Genomic DNA, 21,085 nt, shown 5'->3' with positions numbered 1-21,085 from the left:
AACCAAAGATATTTTTTTTTCGAGTTCCAGATTAATCTGCGGATTTTACTTAATTATTTATACTGAGCTATCTATCTTTCAGTAGAAAATTTCGCGCTTTTGTACTGTTATCAAGTATTAAAATTTATGATTTATTAATATTTCGTAAAAGCGAATAAATACAGTTTTCAAAAATCAATATTTTTGTTTTAATGTACAAGAAAAAAATGTTCTAAAATTTCAGGAAATTTACTGTGTACAAGCGCATTTCACTTATAGTTAGCGTACTGTTATTAGGATGTTGTACCGTTACCATCCCCTCAGAGGCTCAGGCTCAGGCAATAGTCGCGCAAGCCAGAAACCCTGAGTTAAAGGAAATCTTAGAGGAAGGGCGGAGGCTTGTGAATACTGGTGATTATAATGGAGCGATCGCAGTTTACCAACAAGCTGCTACCTTAGATCCCAAAAATGCCAAAATTCATTCCGGGATTGGCTACTTATACGCCCAACAAGGAAATTTCCAATCGGCGTTAGCCTCGTATCGTCGTGCTATTGGTATCGACCCCAACAATAGTGATTTTTACTATGCTGTGGGTTATATCAAAGGTAATTTAGGTGATACTGCTGGGGCCAAAGATGCTTACCGTCGTGCTATCCAGCTGAACCGCAACAACGTTAATGCTTATTTAGGATTAGGTGTCACGCAAGCCCGCTTGGGAGACTACGAAGCCGCGATGTGGGCATATGAGCAAGCAATCAGCCTGAATAAGAACAATGCCCAAACTTATGAGTTTATGGGTTCGATGTATAAACAGCGACGGCAAGCTAAACAAGCAAGTACTGTACTGCAAAAAGCTCGTACCCTATATCAGAAGCAGAACGACTTGGATGGAGTAGCTAGGGTAGATGCCATGTTGCGAGAGTTGGGAGGATGATGAGACTACTAATCTTTCAACTTTGAACTGACGGATTCAAATTGGACAAGGGCGACAATGTGAGACAGGGCTACAGGAGGGTTTACCTCCAAAGCCACTTCTGTGCTATGGTTCCCCCGTTTCAGAAACTGGCATCAGGCGACTGCATTAGCGGACGCACCACAAGGAGCGTCACCCAAAGGGTAAAAATTCTTAAAAATTTTACCCGTTAAATTAACCTTGACGCTCTACTACTAACATTCCGTGAGTTTGACTAATGCACCATCATTTTGGTTATCCGACTATTAATTCAGATAAATGCTTCTTCAAGAGAGAGAAAAAATAGATATTCTCAGTCTATGTGCAATTAGCCCCTGCTTTGGTAACACCCATGTAAGTACCTATTGAGAATACCGATGTGTCTTGGCTGAACATAGGTAAAGCGATCGTCTTAACATAGTTAATTACATCAGTGTAAGTAGAACGGCTGAAATAATTCACGCTATGTCATTGCGAATGGAACAAAGTGGAATGAAGCAATCGCAAGGGTTATATTGATTTTACATTCTGTTACATAGCTAGGTTTATTTTCACCGACTTACTTAATTTTTAGGAAAAATTGTATGATTCTTGAGGCAGCAATGCTGCACGTTAAACTTGGCCTAGAATCTGATTTTGAAGCTGCTTTCCAAAATGCTTCCAGTATTATTTCATCGAGCAATGGATATTTATCCCATGAACTCCATAAATGCATAGAAGTTCCAGGAAAATATTTATTACTTGTGAGATGGGAAAATTTAGAATCTCATACTATTGGCTTTCGAGGCTCTTCCGAATATCAAGATTGGAAAAAGCTTCTACACCATTTTTATGAACCATTTCCCACCGTTGAACATTTTGAACAAGTAGAAATATAGCCACTTAGCTACAGTTTTAGATATACATAATTAATTGTATTTATATATATCAGTATATCACTCTACTTTTTGCAACTGTGCTACTCTGGGGTCAATAATTTTTTGACCAAGACTAGAGAATTTAATCGCCACAGAAATCTTATGACCAGCTCCAAAAACGTGGGTTATTTCACCAATACCAAAGGTTTTGTGTAATACTCTGTCGCCCACTTGCCAATTTTGTGTTGTGTTTTGCTTGCCATTAGTTGTAGCTGCGCTTTTGGTATAAACCTGACGAATTTTACTTTGAGTAGTTAATAATTCTTCTGGTAATTCATCAAGAAATTGCGATCGCAGTGCGGGTTCGCGAGAACCATACAATCGGCGTTCGCGGGCGTGTGATAAATACAACCTTTCTTGGGCGCGAGTAATACCTACATAACACAGACGGCGTTCTTCTTCTAAGGATGCGGGGTCACCCAGCGAACGGTAGCCAGGAAATAATCCCTGTTCTAATCCCACCAAAAACACTACGGGAAATTCCAAACCTTTGGAAGCATGCAAAGTCATCAAAGAAACGGCTGTTTGTCCTTCTTTTAAGTTATCTAAATCGGAACTGAGGGCAGCACTACTCAGAAAGTCTCGCAGAGAAACTTCTTCGTTTTCTTCTTGAAATTGCAGTGCGGCGTTGTAAAGTTCCTGGACGTTTTGTACCCTATCTGTAGCTTCATCTGTGCCTTGACTCATCAAGTCTTGAACGTAACCAGAGTCTTCTAGTATTCCTTGCAAAACCTCAGTCACGGGAACTGTCGCGATTTGCGCTTGCCAATGGCTAATCATTTCAGCAAAGCTATTCACGGCTTTTGTCGCTCGTCCAGCTAATGTATTAACTGATGTTTCATCGCTAATAATTTCCCACAAGGTTGTCCCTAATTGCTGAGCAGCATTCACCAAAGCGTCAATAGTGGTTTTGCCAATTCCCCGGCGGGGAGTATTGATGACTCGCAATAAACTGACTGTATCAGCTGGATTAGCGATCGCTCTTAAATAAGCGATGACATCTTTAATTTCTTTGCGATCGTAAAACTTCATTCCTCCCACAACTGTGTAAGGAATTTGATATTTTACTAACAATTCTTCAAAAGGTCGAGATTGGGCATTTGTCCGATAAAGTATGGCAAAACTACCCCAATTCAATTCGGGATTTTGGTGTTCTAAAGTGCGAATTTGCCGAATTACAAAGTCGGCTTCTTCTAGTTCATTATCCGCTTTGTGAGAATAAATTTCCTCACCCGCCCCCCGTGTAGGCTTGAGGACTTTATCAATCCTTTGGGTATTATTTTCAATCAGTTCGTTAGCCGCTTGCAAAATATTTTCGCAAGAGCGATAGTTTTCTTCCAGCTTCACCATTGTGTGCGTGTCATCATCTGGTAAACCATCGCCAAAATCATTCTGAAATTCCAGCAAGATGGTGAAATCTGCCATCCGAAAACTATAAATTGACTGATCCGCATCGCCTACAACAAAAACTGAGCGATTCTGCCATTCCCATTCACTCTTTCTGTCTTCGCCGTTTGTCACTAATAGCCGAATGAGGTCGTATTGAGTGCGATTAGTGTCCTGATATTCATCTACGAGAATATGACGGAATTTGCGATGCCAATAACCTAATACATGCTCGTTTTGCTGAAACAATTTAGTAGGTATGAGAATTAGATCGTCAAAGTCGAGAGCGTTATTTTCTGCTAGCTTATCTTGATAGCGACTATAGACATCCGCAATTACCCGTCCGCGATAATTGGGTTGCTCGCGCTCGAATTCTTGGGGTGAGAAGCCTTGGTTTTTGGCGTTACTAATGGCGTAGCGGACAGAACGGGGTTCAAATTTTTTATCGTCTAGGTTTAACTGTTTAGTAACAATTTCTTTGACTAGACTTTGAGCATCGGATTCGTCAAAGATGGAGAAATTACGATTCCAACGCCGTCCTTTTTCGTCTTGGTATTTCTCAATATCAAAACGGAGAATCCGAGAAAATAGACTGTGAAAAGTGCCACACCACAAGTCTTTGATGTAGGTGCGCCAGACTTGCGATCGCAGTTTGGTTTGTTCGTATTCTGTCAGTAAATCAAACCGCTTACCGTGTTCTTTGATTGCCAATTGTTCGGCAAACAACTTTTGAATCCGTTCTTTCATCTCCCGTGCGGCTTTATTGGTGAACGTAACCGCCAGGATATTTTCAGGATCGACACGGTGTTTGAGAATCAGGTTAGCGATGCGATAAGTCAGCGCTCGCGTTTTACCGGAACCTGCGCCAGCAACAACTAGTAACGGGCCGCAGTAGTGTTCGACGGCTTGCCGTTGGCTGGGATTAAGGTGACTGAGAAAGTCAATGGTTGTGGTCATGGATGTGAAAGAGCGATCGCCTAGCGTCACATCAATAAAGAGTGGCTATTGCCCAGGTTACAATATCCTACCGAAACTTGGTCAACAAAGATTGTTTGAAGATATTCTTATACCAAAATCTAAAATTGCAAGTCAATCCAGCTTATTCTTGTACAGTCAGTGGCAAGTAAACGGTAAAAGTAGAGCCAACCCCTAGCTGACTTTTGACAATAATTTCACCGCCCATCATCTGACAAAAGTGGCGGCTAATTGCCAATCCCAGTCCGGTACCACCATACTTTTTCGTGGTTGAGGTATCCCCTTGGGTAAAGGGTTGAAATAACTGTTGCTGTTGACCACCAGTCATCCCAATGCCTGTGTCAGCAACAGTGAAAGTAATAATGCCAAAAGGAGCATTCCGTAGCAAGCTTTGCTTTTCGCTCTTGACTGTCAATGTCACATTACCGTTGGTGGTAAACTTAGCAGCGTTACTCAGCAGGTTTAACAGAACTTGCCGCATCCTAGTCTGATCTGCATACATCGTTCCCAACTGCTCATCGTAATCCACTATTAGGACATTGCCATTTTTTTCTATGGCTGGCTTGACAGTGAGAACAATGTTATTAATCAGCGTTGCAATTTCAAAAGTCTCCGGATAGAGGGTCATTTTCCCCGCTTCAATTTTTGACAAGTCGAGGATGTCGTTAATCAACTCCAGTAGATGCCTACCAGCAGAGTTGATTGTTTCCAAGTCAGTAATAAAGTCTCCGGATAAGTTTAAATCGGTAGCATCGTCTTGCAGAAGTTGACTCAAGCCAATAACAGCATTCAATGGTGTGCGTAACTCGTGGCTGACATTTGCTAGAAATACGCTTTTGGCTTTGCTAGCTGCTTCGGCTAATTCTTTGGCTTGTTCTAGTTCTTTAGTCCGTTCAGATACCCGCTCAATTAGACGATTAAGTGATTTAGCGAGTAAGCCAATTTCATCTTCGGTGGTGACTGGTGCGCGTAAATCGAAATTAGATTTCCTTGCTACTTGCTCAGCGACTTGAGTGACAGTGATTACTGGTTCAGCGATCGCTCGACTGGTACGCCACGCTACAATGGCTGCGATCGCCACTGATACCAACATACTCACCATCACAATTAATCTCTCAACTCCTTTGGCTTGCTCTACATCTGTTTGCCTTCTCTGCTCTCGATTTTCAGCAGTTTGCAAGATATTAGTCAATTTTAGCGAGAGATAATCTAACTGCTTGGCTGTTTCACCACGCATAATTTTCAACAACTGCTCTTGTGCTGAGTCTATTTGCTGTGGCTGTACTTGTTGGGAATCAATTACCTGCAAAACAGTCTCTATTTGGGCAACGTATGATTTTAGATTAATTTCGTAATCCTGTAATAAAGTCTGTAAATTAGCACTTGTTGCTGCTAGATCGCTAGGTCTTTTGTCGATAAAATTACCAATTTCTTGCTCCAATTTCTTCGCTTTGTCAACATTCTTCAGAAATTCGGCTTTTTTGATTGGCAACTGCTGTGGATCTTCTAAGAATGCAGGTAGGTTGGCACTGTGTAGTTGTGCCCCTACTACCGCATCTTTATAATTAGTTAATAATTGTGTCTGTTCTTGAGCTTGATTAAATTGCCTGATTTCTCGCCCCCGGTAATAGTTGGCAATGACTAATCCAGTAAGTGAACCGAAAAAGCCAATTCCAATTGCCACAAAGTACCCATAACCAATTTTTTGATGTATGCGCCAGGAACTGGCTTTCAGTTTCCCTCGTGAGGGAAATTCTATAGTCGGGAGTTCGTCCGATGGTTCTTGAACTGGCACTTTTTTGCTTTCTGAACTGCTGTTAACAGGGATTGGCTTTTGAGTTTGCATCCCTCAAATCTCCTTGCCCTCCTGTAAAAATCACCACATCAATCTCGCTTTGACAATCATTGCTACCGCTAATTAACACTTACATTATCTTCTTTTATAACAAGCCATGATTATAGCTTTTATAGATAATTTGCATGACTTCATGATATTTGAGCAGTTTTGATATGAATATTTACACGCTGATTTTGCAGGAACAAACAACAATTACTTTTTTCCAAAATTTAGTAGTTATGAGAATAAATATCTTTTTAGGAGCTTACCCTCCTCACCCTGTTCTTGATACTCAGTTAATTGCGGTAATATTATATCGGCTATACTGCTACTTTATCTTACCCTTACCCTTCTCTACAAGAAGCAACTGTAGGTCTATGATAACGCTTGACAGTAAAGTATAAGCCACACAGAGAGCTTACAACAATGTCACCCTATTTTCAGCAAAGAACATTCAAGTAGCTGCTCCTGATAGGTAAGCCTGTATCACGACTGATTTTAACATCCATTTGTCTAATTTTATAAAAACTTTGAATTTTTGAAAAACTTCTGACGTTGAGAAGTTGGCAGATTTAGAGAATCTTTACTCCAACAAATAATGCAAATAATTTTGCACAACGTATTAACCTAGTCTGCCTGTTCTATCTCATGCTAAAACTGAATTTTTTTAAGTATACTGGCTGCTGAATGTATATACAGCAAAATTCTGAATTCAGAAGTAGAAGAGGCTTTATATATAGCTTTTAAGCTTAGACCCTGTACTTAATTTACTTGCAAGCTGCTGTAAATAAAATACAGAATAGTTGAAAATTTCAAGTACAAATTGGGATAAAAAATCTCTGCCTTTATGCTGCTATTGCAACTACAAGGCAGAGAGAGTTTTTTGTTTAATACCAAGGTGTTCAAAGATAGCAAGGGGTCATACCAATTCACAATTCGCAATTCGCAATTTGCAATTAAAAAACTTAGATGCAGCAAGGCTTTCAGGGTTTACATCTGTTTCATAATTTTAGTGAATTGGTATCAGAAGGTAGGAGACAAAAGTGAAGAATTATCTCCTTGTCCCCTCATCTCTCCTTGCTACCCTTACTCCCCGACTCGCCCATTGCTCTAGGCGATCGCTGCTGAAAGGGACTGATTAACTGCCTGCTTCAACAATTCCGCCTTATCGGTATGTTCCCACGGCAAATCTAAATCATTGCGACCAAAATGACCGTAAGCCGCGACGTCCTGATAAAAACGTCCGCCTCGTTCATTTGGCAAGTTGCGTAAGTTAAAGGCATGGATAATTCCTGCTGGACGCAGTTCAAAGTTCTTTTTGACTAACTCCAGCAAAATATCATCGCCTACTTTGCCTGTACCAAAGGTTTCTACCAAAATGCTTGTTGGTCGGGCTACACCAATAGCATAAGATAGCTGAATTTCAACTTTGTCTGCCAGCCCAGCAGCGACAATATTTTTCGCCACATAGCGAGCAGCATAAGCAGCAGAACGGTCTACTTTGGTGGGGTCTTTGCCAGAAAAAGCACCACCGCCATGGCGTGAATAGCCACCGTAGGTATCAACAATAATTTTCCGTCCTGTTAGACCAGAGTCTCCTTGCGGACCACCAACAACGAATTTACCTGTGGGGTTGACTAAAAAGCGTGTCTCCTGAGTCGGCTTAATGTCAATGTCACTAAAAACAGGCAGGACTACTGCTGTCCACAAGTCTTCTTTAATCTTGGCTTGTACAGCTGCCTCATCAGTGATTTCCCCAATCTTGGCTGTATGTTGGGTAGAAATCAAGATAGTATCAATGCCTACAGGTCGTCCATCTTCATAGACTACAGTTACTTGTGTTTTGCCATCGGGGCGCAGGTATGGCAATTCACCTGTTTTGCGAACTGCTGCCAAGCGACGAGCAAAGCGGTGAGCAAGACAGATGGGCAAGGGCATCATATCTGGTGTTTCGTTGCAGGCAAAGCCGAACATAATACCTTGATCGCCTGCGCCAATTTTGTCGAATAGTTCATCACTATCCTGTTGGCGCGTTTCTTGGGCAGTGTTAACCCCTTGGGCAATATCAGGTGATTGTTCGTCTAAAGCGACAATTACACTGGTACTGTTAGCAGAAAAGCCATTATCAGCATCAACATAGCCAATTTCGGCAATTTTCTTGCGAGCGATATTGACATAATTGACATTGGCTTTAGTGGTAATTTCACCCGTGATTAATACCAAGCCAGTATTAACTACGACTTCTGCTGCCACACGGCTACTGGAATCTTGTGTAAGTAAGGTATCCAGAATTGTATCAGAAATCTGATCGCAGATTTTATCTGGATGACCTTCAGTAACTGATTCGGAGGTAAATAAATAACGACGAGACAAAGAGAATTCCTCCTTTGTTGACTATTTTCGCTGGCTAAATATTTGGCATTTAGCTTCGCTAATAATTTTGGGAATCATAATAATATTGACACATTCAGTAGTTAGTGTCTTATGATGTTTTGACAAACCACGAAATGAAACTGAGTATCTTTTAAAGTAATAATATTTACTGCTTGAAAATTTTAATTAATTAAAAAAATTGACTTACAAAAAAAGGGAGTGCTTGAAAGCACCCCCAAAGCTTTGACACAAACACTGCTGTTTTACACCCGAACTGCCAGCTTTGCTTCCTTTGCAGTTAAACGCTCATAAGCCGCGCGCATTTTTAAACCTGTAAGCACTTGGAACAAACCAGTACCATTGTTAGAACCTGGATACTCACGGTGTTGGAGTAACAAATGAGTCAACTCACCTTCATATTTGGTGGATGTATTACTGAGATGGGTTTCGATATAAATTACTTCTTCTAGATTATCAAATTGACCATCTACTTCTAATACTGAGACGTAACGACCGTAGTAGACATCTGAACCATAGTAAAGTTGCATACCAGGGTAGGAACAGGTCAGCTTGCGTCCACAGGGAGTCCAAGTAATTGTAGACCCTTCATCAAAGAGGTAGGCTGGCTCAAAGCCTTCCCTACTTTCTTGCTGGAGCATACGTACTCGCAGGACTTTGCGCTCAGTGTCGTTTTTGATGAGGTTTGTGGGCAATACCTGGAGAACCACATCAGCAAATTCTCTTTGTGGTTCAATAAACTTATCAAAGTCAGGTTTGCGGGAATTGATTTGCGCTAAAACATCTTCGTAACGATGACCCCTTTCTGCCATATCACGCTGGATTTTCCAGGCAATTTTGACTTCATCGCTGATGTCAAAATAAACGCTGAAATCGATTAGCGATCGCATCCGCTCATCATATAAAGGATGCAGTCCTTCCACAACTATAATGTGATTCGGCTCGATCCTTTCTGGTGGATCGATCGCGCCAGTTTCGTGGTTGTAAATCGGCTTATCAATCGCTTGACCATTTTTGAGCGCTTTTATTTGCTCGTACATCAAATCAAAATTGTTGGCTCTGGGGTCAAGCGCAGTTATTCCTGTTTCTTTACGCTGTTTGCGATCTAGAGAATGATAGTCATCCAAACAGATAACTGTCATTAATTCTTCCCCAAACAAATCTATTAAACGACGCAAAAACGTAGATTTACCACATCCGGAGTCTCCGGCTACTCCAATTAGTACCACGCGTTCTGGCTTACTTGTCATAAATCTCCTCTAGATACTAAATGTGTCAATCAATAATTTTTCACACAGCAGATTTTGAAGCCAAGAGTTTACCCCATCGGTTTATCCGGCGTTCTCGCTACCCAGCAACGCTACAATATATCAGACAAGCGTACAACCAAGTCATAGTTGCTACTCGTCTGATTAGCTCTAATTCGCTACTGGTGAGTATTTTATCCTAGTGATATATACAATTTTAACAGAACGGGGTATTCGATAACAAGATTTGCTGTCAGCAAGAATCCAATGGTTTATCCATCATCCTAATGATTTATTTCTTGATTTTAAAAGACTTGTCACCATTACCCACTATTGGCGTAGTAATGTCGTCATCCTGTTTGTGTCCCGATTCATCAAGTCTATAAGGTATATTTTTTTGACAGCAAAATTTTTACAGTTGCTGAATTTGAATTTGACCTCTGACAAAGCTCTATACATTTTCAGCCAAAATCTATCCAAAGAAGGAGCAAGCAGATTGTCTCACAAAATCCTTGGGTAGTAAGTTTCTGAAAATGCTCAAATATGATAACCAGTATTAAAGCTAATCATCATTCAAATTGCATCTCTGTTGTCCCTGCGTCTCCCTTCGAGTTCGCAGTTGCCTAGGTCGGGAAACCTTACCAAGAAAGCTGTCTCACCGCCTCTTTCTGGCAATCTGAATCATGCAACTTCAAAGCACATTAGCTTAGATTCAGTCTATTCGTTAGTGAAGAACCTAATGAGTTGAATCAGCACATACTGATAGAGGTTGACAGATGTTTCACATCACGTAAAACTTATTATAGTTGCTTATATCACGTCTTTCTCTGTCATTAATGTTTTATTGCTGTACCTGTCCTCTGTTATGGAATTAGCCATAGTAGGGAAATTAACACAGCCAAAAGCATTTTTGCCAGAGGTGTGCGCTTAGGGAAGTAAAACCAATTTGGAATAAATCTTTCTTAATTAGTGTTACCCAGTGCAAACCCCAAAAAAGCAGAGCATGGCAGCAAATTGTGAAGGCAAAATTAGTAATGGCTTTTGCCAATCAAAATAGCCTTTTCATGTTACGAACCATAACTTTTATCTTTTTGGGCAGTATATAGCTATATCCCTGACGAAGGTTGTAGTTCACGAAAAAAAGATTAAATTGACTCATTATTAACATTCTCCAAAAGACTTATCCTTTACCTTAGAAGGTGAACAGGTGTGTTTTTTGCTATGCCTGCATGTCTTTGGTGAGTGTACTTAGCAAGGCATTATCTTACCTATGCCGCTTTCCCAGAGCGCCAGTTTCGGTAGCACAAAATCCGATAAACTAAAGCTGGCGTGAAATGAGAATAGTTTTTTTTGAGAAACGGTTAAGTAAATATCGGAGTGGTAGAACGAATGTACAATCAAGGTGCTGTTGAGGGTGCTGCCAACATAGAATCAGGTAGCCGCGTCTTCGTTTACGAAGTGGTGGGTCTGCGTCAGAACGAAGAAACCGATCAAACGAACTACCCAATTCGTAATAGTGGCAGTGTGTTCATCAGAGTGCCTTACAACCGCATGAATCAAGAAATGCGACGTATCACTCGCCTAGGCGGCAAAATTGTTAGCATACAACCATTGAGTGCAATAGAGCAACTCAATGGTAGAGCCTCATTAGCAACTGGGGAAATAGCTAATAATAAGGGGAATGGTAAAGCCACACCTGCGAATGCTAACGCTGAAGAACAGCCCAAGAATAAGGACAATAAAGGCAACACCATGACTCAAGCGAAAGCCAAACACGCTGATGTTCCTGTCAACACTTACCGGCCCAATGCTCCGTTTATTGGTAAGGTGATTTCTAATGAACCATTGGTGAAAGAAGGCGGGATTGGTATTGTTCAGCATATCAAGTTTGATCTGACTGGCAGCAATCTGAAGTATATAGAAGGTCAAAGTATCGGCATTATTCCGCCAGGTTTAGATAAAAACGGCAAGCCAGAAAAACTCAGACTCTACTCAATTGCCTCGACTCGTCATGGTGATGATGTAGATGACAAGACAGTATCGCTGTGCGTGCGTCAGTTGGAGTACAAGCACCCAGAAACAGGCGAAACAGTTTATGGTGTTTGCTCTACTCATCTGTGTTTCCTCAAACCAGGGGAAGATGTAAAGATCACTGGCCCTGTGGGTAAGGAAATGTTGTTACCCGATGACCCCGATGCCAAAGTCATCATGATGGCAACTGGAACAGGTATTGCGCCCATGCGGGCTTACCTGTGGCGGCAGTTTAAAGATAAGGAAAGAGCAGCTAACCCAGAATACCAATTTAACGGATTCTCTTGGCTAATATTTGGCGTTCCCACAAGTCCAAATATCTTATATAAGGAAGAACTGGAAGAAATCCAACAGAAATATCCTGACAATTTCCGCCTCACTTACGCCATCAGTCGGGAACAGAAAAATCCCCAAGGTGGCAGAATGTACATCCAAGACCGCGTAGCAGAACACGCTGATGAACTGTGGCAGTTGATTAAAGAAGAAAAAACCCACACATACATCTGCGGTTTGCGAGGCATGGAAGATGGCATCGATGCTGCTTTAACAGCTGCTGCCGCCAAGGAAGGAGTAACCTGGAGTGATTACCAGAAACAAATCAAGAAAGCTGGCCGCTGGCACGTAGAAACATACTAAGTTAGTCACTAGTCACTGGTCAGTGGTTAATGAAAAATAACTAACAAATAACAACTGACAACTGAACAAAGGATAATTAGTAGGGTGGGCTGTTTGCCTACCCTACAATTGTTATTGGTGAAATTGGGTGCAAAGTTTGTGGGTGTAAAGCTGGGAATACTTGGATTAGGCACTGTGGGGACGGGTACGGTGCAGTTGCTGCAAGATACGGTTGGTCGTCACCCGTTGTTACAGGAGATAGAAATATATCGGGTGGGAGTCCGATCGCTCTCTAAACCCCGTACAGTAGAATTGCCAGAAGGTGTAATTACCACGGATTTAGAGGCAATTGTCAACGACCCGGCGGTGGATATAGTCGTCGAGGTCATGGGAGGGCTAGAACCAGCGCGATCGCTCATCCTGAAAGCATTAAGTAATGGTAAGCACGTAGTTACCGCTAACAAAGCTGCGATCGCTCGTTTTGGGGCAGAAATTTTTACAGCTGCCAATCAAGCCGGGGTATATGTGATGCTGGAAGCCGCGGTCGGTGGTGGCATTCCTGTGATTCAACCTTTAAAGCAATCGTTAAGTGTTAACCAGATTAACGCCGTTACTGGCATTGTTAATGGTACAACTAACTACATCCTGACACGGATGCAAACAGAAGGTAGCAACTTTGATGATGTCTTAGCTGATGCCCAGAGATTGGGTTATGCGGAAGCCGACCCCACCGCTGATGTCGATGGCTTAGATGCAGCAGACAAAATCGCCATTCTTGCATCACTTGGTTTTGGTGGACGCATTCACCTGGAAGATGTTTACTGTGAGGGAATTCGGCAAGTTAGCAAAACAGATATTGCCTACGCCGAAAAATTGGGATTTGTGATTAAATTATTAGCGATCGCCAACAGAACTTCCTTATCTCCTTCATCTCCCCTCTCTGTTCGAGTCCATCCCACTTTATTGCCCAAAGCACACCCGTTAGCCAGTATTAACGGGGTTTATAACGCTATTCTCGTAGAAGGGGAACCCATCGGACAAGTAATGTTTTTTGGACCCGGCGCTGGTGCTGGTGCAACTGCCAGTGCCGTATCTGCGGATATTTTAAATCTCGTCGCTACCCTAAAAACCAGTACAGCTAACCCAAATCCTTTATTAGCGTGTAGACATCAAGATTACTGTGAAATTGCTCCAATTGCCGAACTCGTCACGCGATTTTATGCTCGGTTCCTCACCAAAGACCAGCCTGGAGTTATTGGTAAACTAGGTACTTGCTTTGGCAATTTTGGTGTCAGCTTAGAGTCAATTGTCCAAACTGGCTTTCAACGAGAACTCGCAGAAATTGTTGTTGTCACCCACGATGTTCAAGAAGGCGACTTCCGGCAAGCCCTGACAGAAATTCGTAATCTGGAAGCGATAGATAGCATTCCCAGCATACTGCGGGTATTGTAAAAAGTATGGACAACTTTACCGTTTCCGTACTCCTTCTCCTATAAAGATATAAAGACACTAGCACGTAGCTTGCTTCACCGTAGGGGTACAGAGAACTCTTTGGGCAGAGTAGGATAAAGGATAAACTATGAAATTTTCATACGTAATACTATAAGCTTCACACTTCGTACTTCATTCTGTGGCTTAATTTGTTTTAGATACAAATTTTTTTGCAGCTACTAGGGTAATTACGATGACAAATAGACCTCCTTCCGATCCAGAGTCATCTCAGAAAACTGCCCTCGGCTTCGATGAATTTATCGGAATTTTCGTTGCCTTCACTACTATTGGTGGAATTCTATTTTGGTCATTTTCCCGTAAGGATAATGGCTTGAACTTCAATGGATTGCTGTCACCCTTTCCGACTCCATCTTCTAGCGTTCAACCCAATAACCTACCATCACCATCACTGACCCCCCAGTTGGAACCGAATAAGGATTCTAACTTCAACACCTTGCCATCATCGCCAAATGTAGATGTTGTTGAACCTAGTATTACCCCAGCCCCAATTGCCCCAGTAACTCCTAGTCCTAGACTTCCATTTACTAAGGTGGCTCCCATCGAGTCAACAAGGACACAGGAGCCTGTGTCTCTAGCCAAAAGCTTTGAGTCGTCAATTAAATCATCACCTTTGCCTTTAGTCTCACCTGCCGAACAGAAGTCAACCATTCCACCACCAATTGCATTTAACGATGTGTCTACTGACTTTTGGGCAGGGCGTTTTATTAACGTTCTTTCTTCCCGTGGCATTATCAAAGGCTTTCCAGATTATTCTTTTAGACCCAATCAGCCTGTCAATCGCGCTGAATTTGCTGCTATACTCCAACAAGCTTTTGAAAAAGAGGGTATTGACTCCACCATATCCTTTAAAGATGTATCAGCAAACTCTTGGGCAACACCAGCAATTAACGAAGCCATTCGCAGTGGATTTTTAAAAGGCTACCCTAACAAAATTTTTAAACCAGAACAGAAAATTTCACGCGTACAAGTGTTGGTTGCTCTTGTGAGTGGGTTGAACTTGAAAGAACCAGCTGCCCCATCTCAGGTTTTAAGTATTTACAAAGATGCTCAGGATATTCCTAAATATGCTACTGGCAAGATAGCAACTGCTACAGCCAATGGTCTTGTAATTAACTATCCCAATCCAAAAGTTTTTGCTCCCAACAAAGAAGCTACCCGTGCTGAAGTAGCAGCAATGGTTCATCAAGCTTTAGTGCAAACTGGGAGAGTGGATAGAATTTCATCTGAAAATATTGTCCAACTGCCTGAGTGAACCTAGTGCCAGAAGGTAGGGCGAGCAAGAGGATAAGGAGAGTAACAACTGACCCCTTTATTTTGCTGGGAAATTTTGAGTATTTAAAGAAGCCTGAGCAGTGGCTTTCACCGCTCAGGCTTCTGTAATTTTATACTGGAGTATAACACCCGCAGGCTAGTTTCCCGGAGGATAGCGTCGGTAAGATATTAAGCTTGTTTGCCGACGACCTGTGATTTGAGAGTTGTAATTTCATCAGTCAGCTCTCGCCTGGTTGAAGCTTTAAGTAAATAACGGTAAACAAACCAAGCAGAGTAACCAATACCAATCAACTCAAAGGTAGGTGCGACTAAAGGAATATCATTCAAAGCATCTAATATTGCCAAGAGTACTTTAACCGCAACAATTGCTCCCACAATTAAACCAATACTAACCAAGGGTTGCTTGTACCGATTGAAGAAGCTTCCTACATATTCGGGTAGTGTTGCTAAAAAGCTGGAAATTTGTTCTCCGTATTTTAGCCATTCCTCTTGAGACTGCACAGGAGGTTGGAGTTTAGTGATAGTTCCAGTTTGGCTGTTAATGTCTGGCACTGTTGTCTCTTTAGACGTGGTTTCTGTGAATTCCGGTTCTTGCATTTTCACTTCCAATAAATTTGACAGTTGGGTTTTTCTAATCCGGACAATGACAACTAAAGGGCTGCTGATTAGGCAATGCACGAGTGCATCACCACAACTGGATTTAGAGCATAAAAGGGTTCAGTGTCAACCATAATTGCCCTTTAACCTCCGTTGCATCAACTACAAGGTAGACAGTCAGTAGGAGGATAGAAGTCAGAAGGCGGCAGGATTGGTTAGAATCAGCTTTCTGAAGTTCTATTTTTATGAATCAACTGAAATCCTCAAGTTGTAATTATCTGATGCCGTGTCAGTTGCTCATAATCGTACTCATTAAAGTACAAATCATGCAAAAATCAGACCACTTCTCATTTATATAAGCATAAACGCCGAATTTATCTGATATTAAAGCTATCTTAAGCCGCGTTCGTCAATTGAGCTATTGGTTCTTGATATTAATCCGTAATAAAAGTTTTTATGTAGTAATTAAGACTAGACAATAGCGCTATTTTATGCTATGCATGTCAGACTAATGCAGTGTGGTAAAAAGGTATAAGAGTAAGAGCTTTACCTTAGGGAAGAAGAAAAGGAATTAAACAAGTTCTTCCGCTTTTCCCTTGTTCTTAACCTTTAAGATGCCCGAAAAGATTTGCCTCCTGACTCCTGACGATGTTTCATGGAAAGTTTTGAAATAATCAGGAAAGGCTTGAGGAGATAATCAAGAAGATTACTGGTTCTCCCCTAGCCCAATTAATAAAGCGAAGCTGTTACACCCAGAAAATAGCGCATTGACTCAAGTAGACCGCTAGTCGTTGATAGTTAGCGGTCATCAGTTAACATTGATGCTAATTAAATGCGCTTTAGCTTAATCCCAATCAGGTATTTGTGCCCCATCTTCGCCGCCAATACCAATTCCAGTATGATAGATTTCAGCATCAGTAATATTCATATTGTCCATTGATGCCCCATAAACATTAGAGTCGACAATTTGGGCACGAGTAAAATTTACTCTGTTGAGATTCGCTTTTTTGAAATTAACATTGGTGACTAAGGCTTCTGTTAAGTTAGCCCCTTTCAAATTAGCATTGGTGAAATCTGCGCCTTCGAGGTTAGCACCAGAGAGGTTAGCACCTTGGAGATTTGCTCCTCGCAAGTCAGCACCAATTAAATGAGCGCCACTGAGGTTCACGCCTGATAGATTACACCCAGTACATTCCCCAGTTGAAGATAGTTTTTGTAATTCCTGTGAATTCCCAGCGTTGACCGTGCTAATGAAAAAGAGGGGAGTGGCTAAGGCTAAAGCCGCGAATAGCTTGATTTTCATGATTTTTCCCCTTTGTAACTAAATTGTATCCGTTCTTTCCCTCACGCTCCTATTATCTCACTAAGTTGCTTGAGTATGTTGATTTAACTCACAAGATATTTATGTTGTGAAATATTATGGTGGTGATGCCAGAAATATTATTAGTTATAGCTTTTGGCTATTTCTGAGGAACAAATCTGCACAAATCCCATGATTAAACTAGTGTTAAATCTTATGAAGAAAATGCGCTATTGTAAATAGTTTTGTCATGAGATTTTAACCATTATTTTGCTATTACTAAATAATACCTTGTACTTTTATAACTAGTATTTCAAAGCACCAAATATTCCTTCATATACTGATTAACTATCTCAGGCTGTTCTTGCTGCACCCAATGTCCGCAATGGGGAATATACCTAACTTTTAGGTTTCTGACATAAGCTGCGGTGTCGTAGGTGAGTTCCTTCCCGAGCGCAGTATCGTTTTCTCCCCAAATCATCAGTGTTGGCACATCCAAAATATCCCATTTTCTATTGGGCATAAATTGCAGTAAATTGTTGCGGTAATAGTTCAACATTGCAGCGATCGCACCGCGTTTTGCCGCAGCATCTTTATAAGCATCTAGATCTGCTTGAGTGAAAGCACTTTTATTAAATGCTGTACCTTGAATAGTCCGTTCAATTAATTGGAAATCTAAAGATTGTAAGAGTAATTCTGGTAGTAAAGGGAGCTGAAATAAGAAGATGTACCAGCTGCGGAATAACTGTTGAGGAGTGTATAAGCCTTGGATAAACTTGGCAGGATGAGGCAGATTAAGTATGATTAATCGCTCTACCATTTCCGGATGAGCATAGGCAAAAAACCAAGCGATCGCCCCTCCCCAATCATGTCCAACTAAAATACATTTGTCGTATCCTAATCCTTTAATTACTCCCTTTATATCTTTGACAAATTCATCCATGACATAAGCTGATTGTTCTTTTGGTTTATCACTATCGTTATAGCCACGTAAATCAAGAGCAACAACTTGGAAATACTTGGCAAATTCTGGTATTTGATGCCGCCAAGAATACCAAAATTCCGGAAACCCATGTAACATCACCATCAAGGGGCCTGCTCCTTGGGTAACATAGTGCAGTTTCACCCCATTAGTATTTATATATTCATGTTTCCAAGAATTTGGTATTACAGACATATGTTGTATTTTTTTTAGGTAGAACGTCACTGTTGTTTAAATTATGTATAGCGTTTCCCATCAAAACATCTGTTAAAAGACAGTTGTAGACTAGCGATTCACCCTTAGGTAGATGTTGTTGTCAAGTCAGGAAACTCTCATAAAAGTATTATTTGGGGATTGAGTATTGAGAAAAGACAAAGAGGTAAGGAGAAAAGCTTCGCTTTGGGCAAGGGGGAAAGGAATTAACCAAAGTTCTTACCCTTTGTGTTTAACCTTTCCCTTTTCCCATTCTTAGTACCCAGTAGATAAATCATGAACACAAAAGAAATACGTGGTGTCTGGTTGACCACTACCGACAGTAAAGTTCTCCGAGCAAAGCAACGTATTGCCGAGGCGATGGAATTCCTCGCCGAGACAGGATTTAACGTGGTGTTTCCTGTGGTTTGGAATAAGGGGGTCACTTTGTATCCCAGTCAGACAATGCAGCAAATTTTTGGAGTCGAAATCGACCCCATGTTTGTTGGTCGCGATCCCTTAGCAGAAGTAGTTACAGAAGCGCGGCGGGTTGGGTTAAAAGTCATCCCTTGGTTTGAATACGGCTTTGCTAGTTCTTACAATTTGAATGGCGGTGTACTTTTACAGAGAAAACCAGAATGGGCAGCTCGTGACTGTAACGGTAACCTACTGAAGAAAAATGGTTTCGAGTGGATGAATGCCCTTGACCCCCAAGTGCAAGAATTCTTGTTGAACTTGGTGCTGGAAGTAGTAAATAATTATGATGTTGATGGCGTTCAAGGAGACGATCGCTTTCCTGCTTTACCCTGTGAAGGTGGCTACGACCGGGGAACTACCGCCCGCTATCACCAACAGTTTCATCAAAATCCCCCAAAGAACCCCAAGGATCGGCAATGGTTACAGTGGCGTGCAGATATTCTCACTGACTACTGGGCACGTCTGTACAGTGAGGTAAAAGCGGTTAATTCTGATTTGTTGGTGTCGGTGGCTCCTAATATTTATGAATGGGGATTCCAGGAATATCTGCAAGACTCTCCCACATGGATAAAACGGCGGCTGGTCGATATTATCCACCCACAGATTTATCGTCGTGAGTTTAATAGTTACAGAGCGATCGCTGATAAATTGGTAAATCGACAGTTCACAGATGCGACGTTGCCAAGGTTAGCCCCAGGAATTTTGATGAAGCTTGGCAGTTACTGTATTAGTCCAGAATATTTGGTGCAGGCAATTGAATATAATCGCCAACTGGGCATTCAAGGTGAGGTATTCTTTTTTTACGAGGGTTTGCGAGAGAATAACAATGCCCTAGCTAAGGTACTGCGAAATGGCCCCTATGGTCAGTCTGCCTCTTTTCCTACTTTGTCCGATTTGAGTGTTGCTCAGGCAAGCAACAAGAGAACATCCTCTATTTGGCAAGGAATGGAGAGGTTTTTTAGAAATCTTTAGCTAGCATAGAGGCACACCCGAACAGAGCGCGTCTATTTAGTATCAAGCTTATCCTCTTCATAAACTAATAAGTCCCCTGGCTGACACTTGAGTGCTTTGCAAAGTGCATCCAACGTGGATTCGTCAATTCTGGTGAAGCGGCGACGAACTTTTAGTCTAGAAATCGATCTGGCATTCATTCCAGTTAAGACAGCCAGCTCTTTGTTACTAATATTGCGCTCAGCCATCATGACTGCCAGTTTCCATCGAATCACCACTAAAACGCTCAGTTAATATCCGTGATGTAGCAAGGCAGATGCTAACACTTTGTTTTAGCAATTATTAGTTATTAGACCGTTAAAGTCTTTTATTAGACCGGAGCGGTTGTAAATATTCTCGATTCACAATAGACTTGGTATGTACAGATAACAAAGCGATCGCCCCCTCGCCTGGAAAACTTGAGAGCGATCGCGTTCATCAACTAAAAATTAGGTGATACATATCATGATAGAACCTCGTTCAGTTTCGCAGCTACTCAAAGCGCCTATTCCTGATGCACCCCAAGGCAAGCAACCTGTCCGCCTTCTAGCCTGCGGTGCTGCTAAAAGTGTAAATAGTATTGTTCACAGTTTGCATGTTCTCGGCTTTGCTGAAGTAGGCGAATGGACTCCACCCTTACCCTCACCTGTGAATGGAGAAGTCATTAGAATTTTGACTCGTTATATGAATACGGGGGATTAAATCTTGAGTGCGTAGACGCAAAGGTCTACGCAAACATTGTAAAATTGCTTTTAAGGAATCAGGCGCATGGAATCTCAATTGCAAGTAGATCGGGTAATTCAAACTCTCAACCAGGATTTACCGACACTTTTTGAGAAAGATATCTCTTACAACATCTATACGCAAGATATCTATTTTCAAGATCCGGTAAACAAATTCAAATGGAAATTCAACTATCGCATCATATTTTGGACATTGCGATTTCATGCTCGGCTATTTTTTAGCCAAATTTACTTTGATGTGCATGAAGTCTATCAGTTAGCCGAAGACACCATCTTAGCAAAGTGGACAGTTCGCGGAGTATTGCGCGTTCCCTGGCAAGCAAAGGTGTTTTTTAATGGCTATTCCACGTATAAACTCAATCAAAATAATTTGATATACGAGCATATCGACACCTGGGATCGCAAACCAAGTGAGATTTTACAACAGTTCTGGCAAAAGGGCTGAAATAGGCGATCGCTTGTAAATATTTAACTTTTGATAACTATGCGAGTATTGGTCAACCAAAGATAGGTAGACTTTACACACTTATAGAAACTGACTTTGCCAGTATCCCTCTTTTATCACTTTGGGAGAACCCAATCGCTGAAAGCCTTTCGAGGCTTTAATTTCTAAGTTTTGGCTATAAATTTTAGTTACTGTTAGAAAATAAAGGCTCAAAGCTTGACTCAATCAAAGTTTCAGAATCTTG

Annotated in this window: 18 protein-coding genes; 9 read left to right on the top strand and 9 right to left on the bottom strand. The window is 41.4% G+C overall.

The annotated features are described in order from the left end of the window. Window positions 1-233 precede the first annotated feature (233 nt). Window positions 234-914, top strand: coding sequence for a tetratricopeptide repeat protein (locus RMY31_RS01935; RefSeq protein WP_322662372.1), 681 nt, complete (start codon window positions 234-236; stop codon window positions 912-914). Window positions 915-1,250: 336 nt separating this feature from the next. Here RMY31_RS01935 and RMY31_RS01930 read toward each other — a convergent pair whose 3' ends face one another. Further along, window positions 1,251-1,394, bottom strand: coding sequence for a hypothetical protein (locus RMY31_RS01930; RefSeq protein ID WP_322662374.1), 144 nt, complete (start codon window positions 1,392-1,394; stop codon window positions 1,251-1,253). 122 nt (window positions 1,395-1,516) lie between these two features. Between RMY31_RS01930 and RMY31_RS01925 the strand changes: the two genes are divergently transcribed. Further along, window positions 1,517-1,810 carry an antibiotic biosynthesis monooxygenase gene (locus RMY31_RS01925; protein ID WP_322662377.1) on the top strand — a complete coding sequence of 98 codons (294 nt, stop codon included), beginning with the start codon at window positions 1,517-1,519 and terminating at the stop codon, window positions 1,808-1,810. 57 nt (window positions 1,811-1,867) lie between these two features. Here the strand turns inward: RMY31_RS01925 and pcrA are convergent, their stop codons facing one another. The 4 genes from pcrA to RMY31_RS01905 all read right to left on the bottom strand — a co-directional run bounded on the left by pcrA (window position 1,868) and on the right by RMY31_RS01905 (window position 9,688). Then, the gene (gene pcrA / locus RMY31_RS01920) at window positions 1,868-4,192 is read right to left on the bottom strand and encodes a DNA helicase PcrA (protein ID WP_322662379.1); all 2,325 of its coding nucleotides are present in this window, start codon (window positions 4,190-4,192) and stop codon (window positions 1,868-1,870) included. 142 nt (window positions 4,193-4,334) lie between these two features. Further along, a complete protein-coding gene (locus RMY31_RS01915) occupies window positions 4,335-6,056 on the bottom strand; it encodes an ATP-binding protein (protein ID WP_322662381.1) in 1,722 nt (573 codons plus the stop codon). Window positions 6,057-7,157: 1,101 nt separating this feature from the next. Further along, complete coding sequence (gene metK / locus RMY31_RS01910) at window positions 7,158-8,420, bottom strand: methionine adenosyltransferase (protein WP_322662383.1); 1,263 nt, start codon at window positions 8,418-8,420, stop codon at window positions 7,158-7,160. Between the two features lie 263 nt (window positions 8,421-8,683). After that, entirely contained in the window at window positions 8,684-9,688 is a 1,005-nt protein-coding gene (locus tag RMY31_RS01905) for a phosphoribulokinase (protein ID WP_322662385.1), read from the bottom strand. Window positions 9,689-9,708: 20 nt separating this feature from the next. On the opposite strand from RMY31_RS01905, the gene RMY31_RS01900 reads away from it, so the two are divergent. The 4 genes from RMY31_RS01900 to RMY31_RS01885 all read left to right on the top strand — a co-directional run bounded on the left by RMY31_RS01900 (window position 9,709) and on the right by RMY31_RS01885 (window position 15,095). Then, window positions 9,709-9,888: a hypothetical protein gene (locus RMY31_RS01900; protein WP_322662387.1), complete on the top strand. Its 180-nt coding sequence runs from the start codon at window positions 9,709-9,711 to the stop codon at window positions 9,886-9,888. A gap of 1,186 nt (window positions 9,889-11,074) precedes the next feature. Continuing rightward, on the top strand, window positions 11,075-12,352 hold the full coding sequence (petH, locus tag RMY31_RS01895) for a ferredoxin--NADP reductase (RefSeq protein ID WP_409877100.1): 1,278 nt from the start codon (window positions 11,075-11,077) through the stop codon (window positions 12,350-12,352). Window positions 12,353-12,490: 138 nt separating this feature from the next. After that, window positions 12,491-13,783: a homoserine dehydrogenase gene (locus RMY31_RS01890; RefSeq protein ID WP_322662463.1), complete on the top strand. Its 1,293-nt coding sequence runs from the start codon at window positions 12,491-12,493 to the stop codon at window positions 13,781-13,783. 232 nt (window positions 13,784-14,015) lie between these two features. Then, window positions 14,016-15,095 carry an S-layer homology domain-containing protein gene (locus RMY31_RS01885; RefSeq protein ID WP_322662390.1) on the top strand — a complete coding sequence of 360 codons (1,080 nt, stop codon included), beginning with the start codon at window positions 14,016-14,018 and terminating at the stop codon, window positions 15,093-15,095. Window positions 15,096-15,283: 188 nt separating this feature from the next. On the opposite strand, the gene RMY31_RS01880 is transcribed toward RMY31_RS01885, so the two are convergent. The 3 genes from RMY31_RS01880 to RMY31_RS01870 all read right to left on the bottom strand — a co-directional run bounded on the left by RMY31_RS01880 (window position 15,284) and on the right by RMY31_RS01870 (window position 18,189). Beyond that, window positions 15,284-15,712 carry a CAAD domain-containing protein gene (locus tag RMY31_RS01880; protein ID WP_322662392.1) on the bottom strand — a complete coding sequence of 143 codons (429 nt, stop codon included), beginning with the start codon at window positions 15,710-15,712 and terminating at the stop codon, window positions 15,284-15,286. Between the two features lie 844 nt (window positions 15,713-16,556). Further along, window positions 16,557-17,015 (bottom strand): pentapeptide repeat-containing protein, encoded by a 459-nt coding sequence (locus RMY31_RS01875; protein ID WP_322662394.1) that lies wholly within the window; start codon window positions 17,013-17,015, stop codon window positions 16,557-16,559. 310 nt (window positions 17,016-17,325) lie between these two features. Further along, the gene (locus RMY31_RS01870) at window positions 17,326-18,189 is read right to left on the bottom strand and encodes an alpha/beta hydrolase (protein ID WP_322662395.1); all 864 of its coding nucleotides are present in this window, start codon (window positions 18,187-18,189) and stop codon (window positions 17,326-17,328) included. A gap of 294 nt (window positions 18,190-18,483) precedes the next feature. Here RMY31_RS01870 and RMY31_RS01865 point away from each other — a divergent pair, with 294 nt between their 5' ends. After that, complete coding sequence (locus tag RMY31_RS01865) at window positions 18,484-19,635, top strand: glycoside hydrolase family 10 protein (protein WP_322662397.1); 1,152 nt, start codon at window positions 18,484-18,486, stop codon at window positions 19,633-19,635. A 32-nt stretch (window positions 19,636-19,667) separates the two neighbouring features. Here the strand turns inward: RMY31_RS01865 and RMY31_RS01860 are convergent, their stop codons facing one another. Next, window positions 19,668-19,892 carry a helix-turn-helix transcriptional regulator gene (locus RMY31_RS01860; protein WP_322662399.1) on the bottom strand — a complete coding sequence of 75 codons (225 nt, stop codon included), beginning with the start codon at window positions 19,890-19,892 and terminating at the stop codon, window positions 19,668-19,670. Window positions 19,893-20,118: 226 nt separating this feature from the next. On the opposite strand from RMY31_RS01860, the gene RMY31_RS01855 reads away from it, so the two are divergent. Next, a complete protein-coding gene (locus RMY31_RS01855; RefSeq protein WP_322662402.1) occupies window positions 20,119-20,355 on the top strand; it encodes a hypothetical protein in 237 nt (78 codons plus the stop codon). Between the two features lie 66 nt (window positions 20,356-20,421). Then, complete coding sequence (locus tag RMY31_RS01850; RefSeq protein ID WP_322662404.1) at window positions 20,422-20,841, top strand: DUF2358 domain-containing protein; 420 nt, start codon at window positions 20,422-20,424, stop codon at window positions 20,839-20,841. Window positions 20,842-21,085: the final 244 nt, after the last annotated feature.

This window comes from Dendronalium sp. ChiSLP03b, assembly GCF_034531165.2.
GTDB classification, from domain to species: domain Bacteria; phylum Cyanobacteriota; class Cyanobacteriia; order Cyanobacteriales; family Nostocaceae; genus Dendronalium; species Dendronalium minutum.
The sequence above is the reverse complement of the archived record's forward strand: the minus strand, read 5'-3'. Positions and strand labels throughout refer to the sequence as shown.

Bases quoted from the DNA above. Each gene is read 5' to 3' on its own strand.
- RMY31_RS01900 (WP_322662387.1), top strand. From the start codon at position 9,709: ATGTGTCAATCAATAATTTTTCACACAGCAGATTTTGAAGCCAAGAGT.
- RMY31_RS01880 (WP_322662392.1), bottom strand. From the start codon at position 15,712: ATGCAAGAACCGGAATTCACAGAAACCACGTCTAAAGAGACAACAGTG.
- RMY31_RS01855 (WP_322662402.1), top strand. From the start codon at position 20,119: ATGATAGAACCTCGTTCAGTTTCGCAGCTACTCAAAGCGCCTATTCCT.
- RMY31_RS01865 (WP_322662397.1), top strand. From the start codon at position 18,484: ATGAACACAAAAGAAATACGTGGTGTCTGGTTGACCACTACCGACAGT.
- pcrA (WP_322662379.1), bottom strand. From the start codon at position 4,192: ATGACCACAACCATTGACTTTCTCAGTCACCTTAATCCCAGCCAACGG.
- RMY31_RS01885 (WP_322662390.1), top strand. From the start codon at position 14,016: ATGACAAATAGACCTCCTTCCGATCCAGAGTCATCTCAGAAAACTGCC.
- RMY31_RS01870 (WP_322662395.1), bottom strand. From the start codon at position 18,189: ATGTCTGTAATACCAAATTCTTGGAAACATGAATATATAAATACTAAT.
- RMY31_RS01905 (WP_322662385.1), bottom strand. From the start codon at position 9,688: ATGACAAGTAAGCCAGAACGCGTGGTACTAATTGGAGTAGCCGGAGAC.
- RMY31_RS01915 (WP_322662381.1), bottom strand. From the start codon at position 6,056: ATGCAAACTCAAAAGCCAATCCCTGTTAACAGCAGTTCAGAAAGCAAA.
- petH (WP_409877100.1), top strand. From the start codon at position 11,075: ATGTACAATCAAGGTGCTGTTGAGGGTGCTGCCAACATAGAATCAGGT.
- RMY31_RS01875 (WP_322662394.1), bottom strand. From the start codon at position 17,015: ATGAAAATCAAGCTATTCGCGGCTTTAGCCTTAGCCACTCCCCTCTTT.
- RMY31_RS01925 (WP_322662377.1), top strand. From the start codon at position 1,517: ATGATTCTTGAGGCAGCAATGCTGCACGTTAAACTTGGCCTAGAATCT.
- RMY31_RS01850 (WP_322662404.1), top strand. From the start codon at position 20,422: ATGGAATCTCAATTGCAAGTAGATCGGGTAATTCAAACTCTCAACCAG.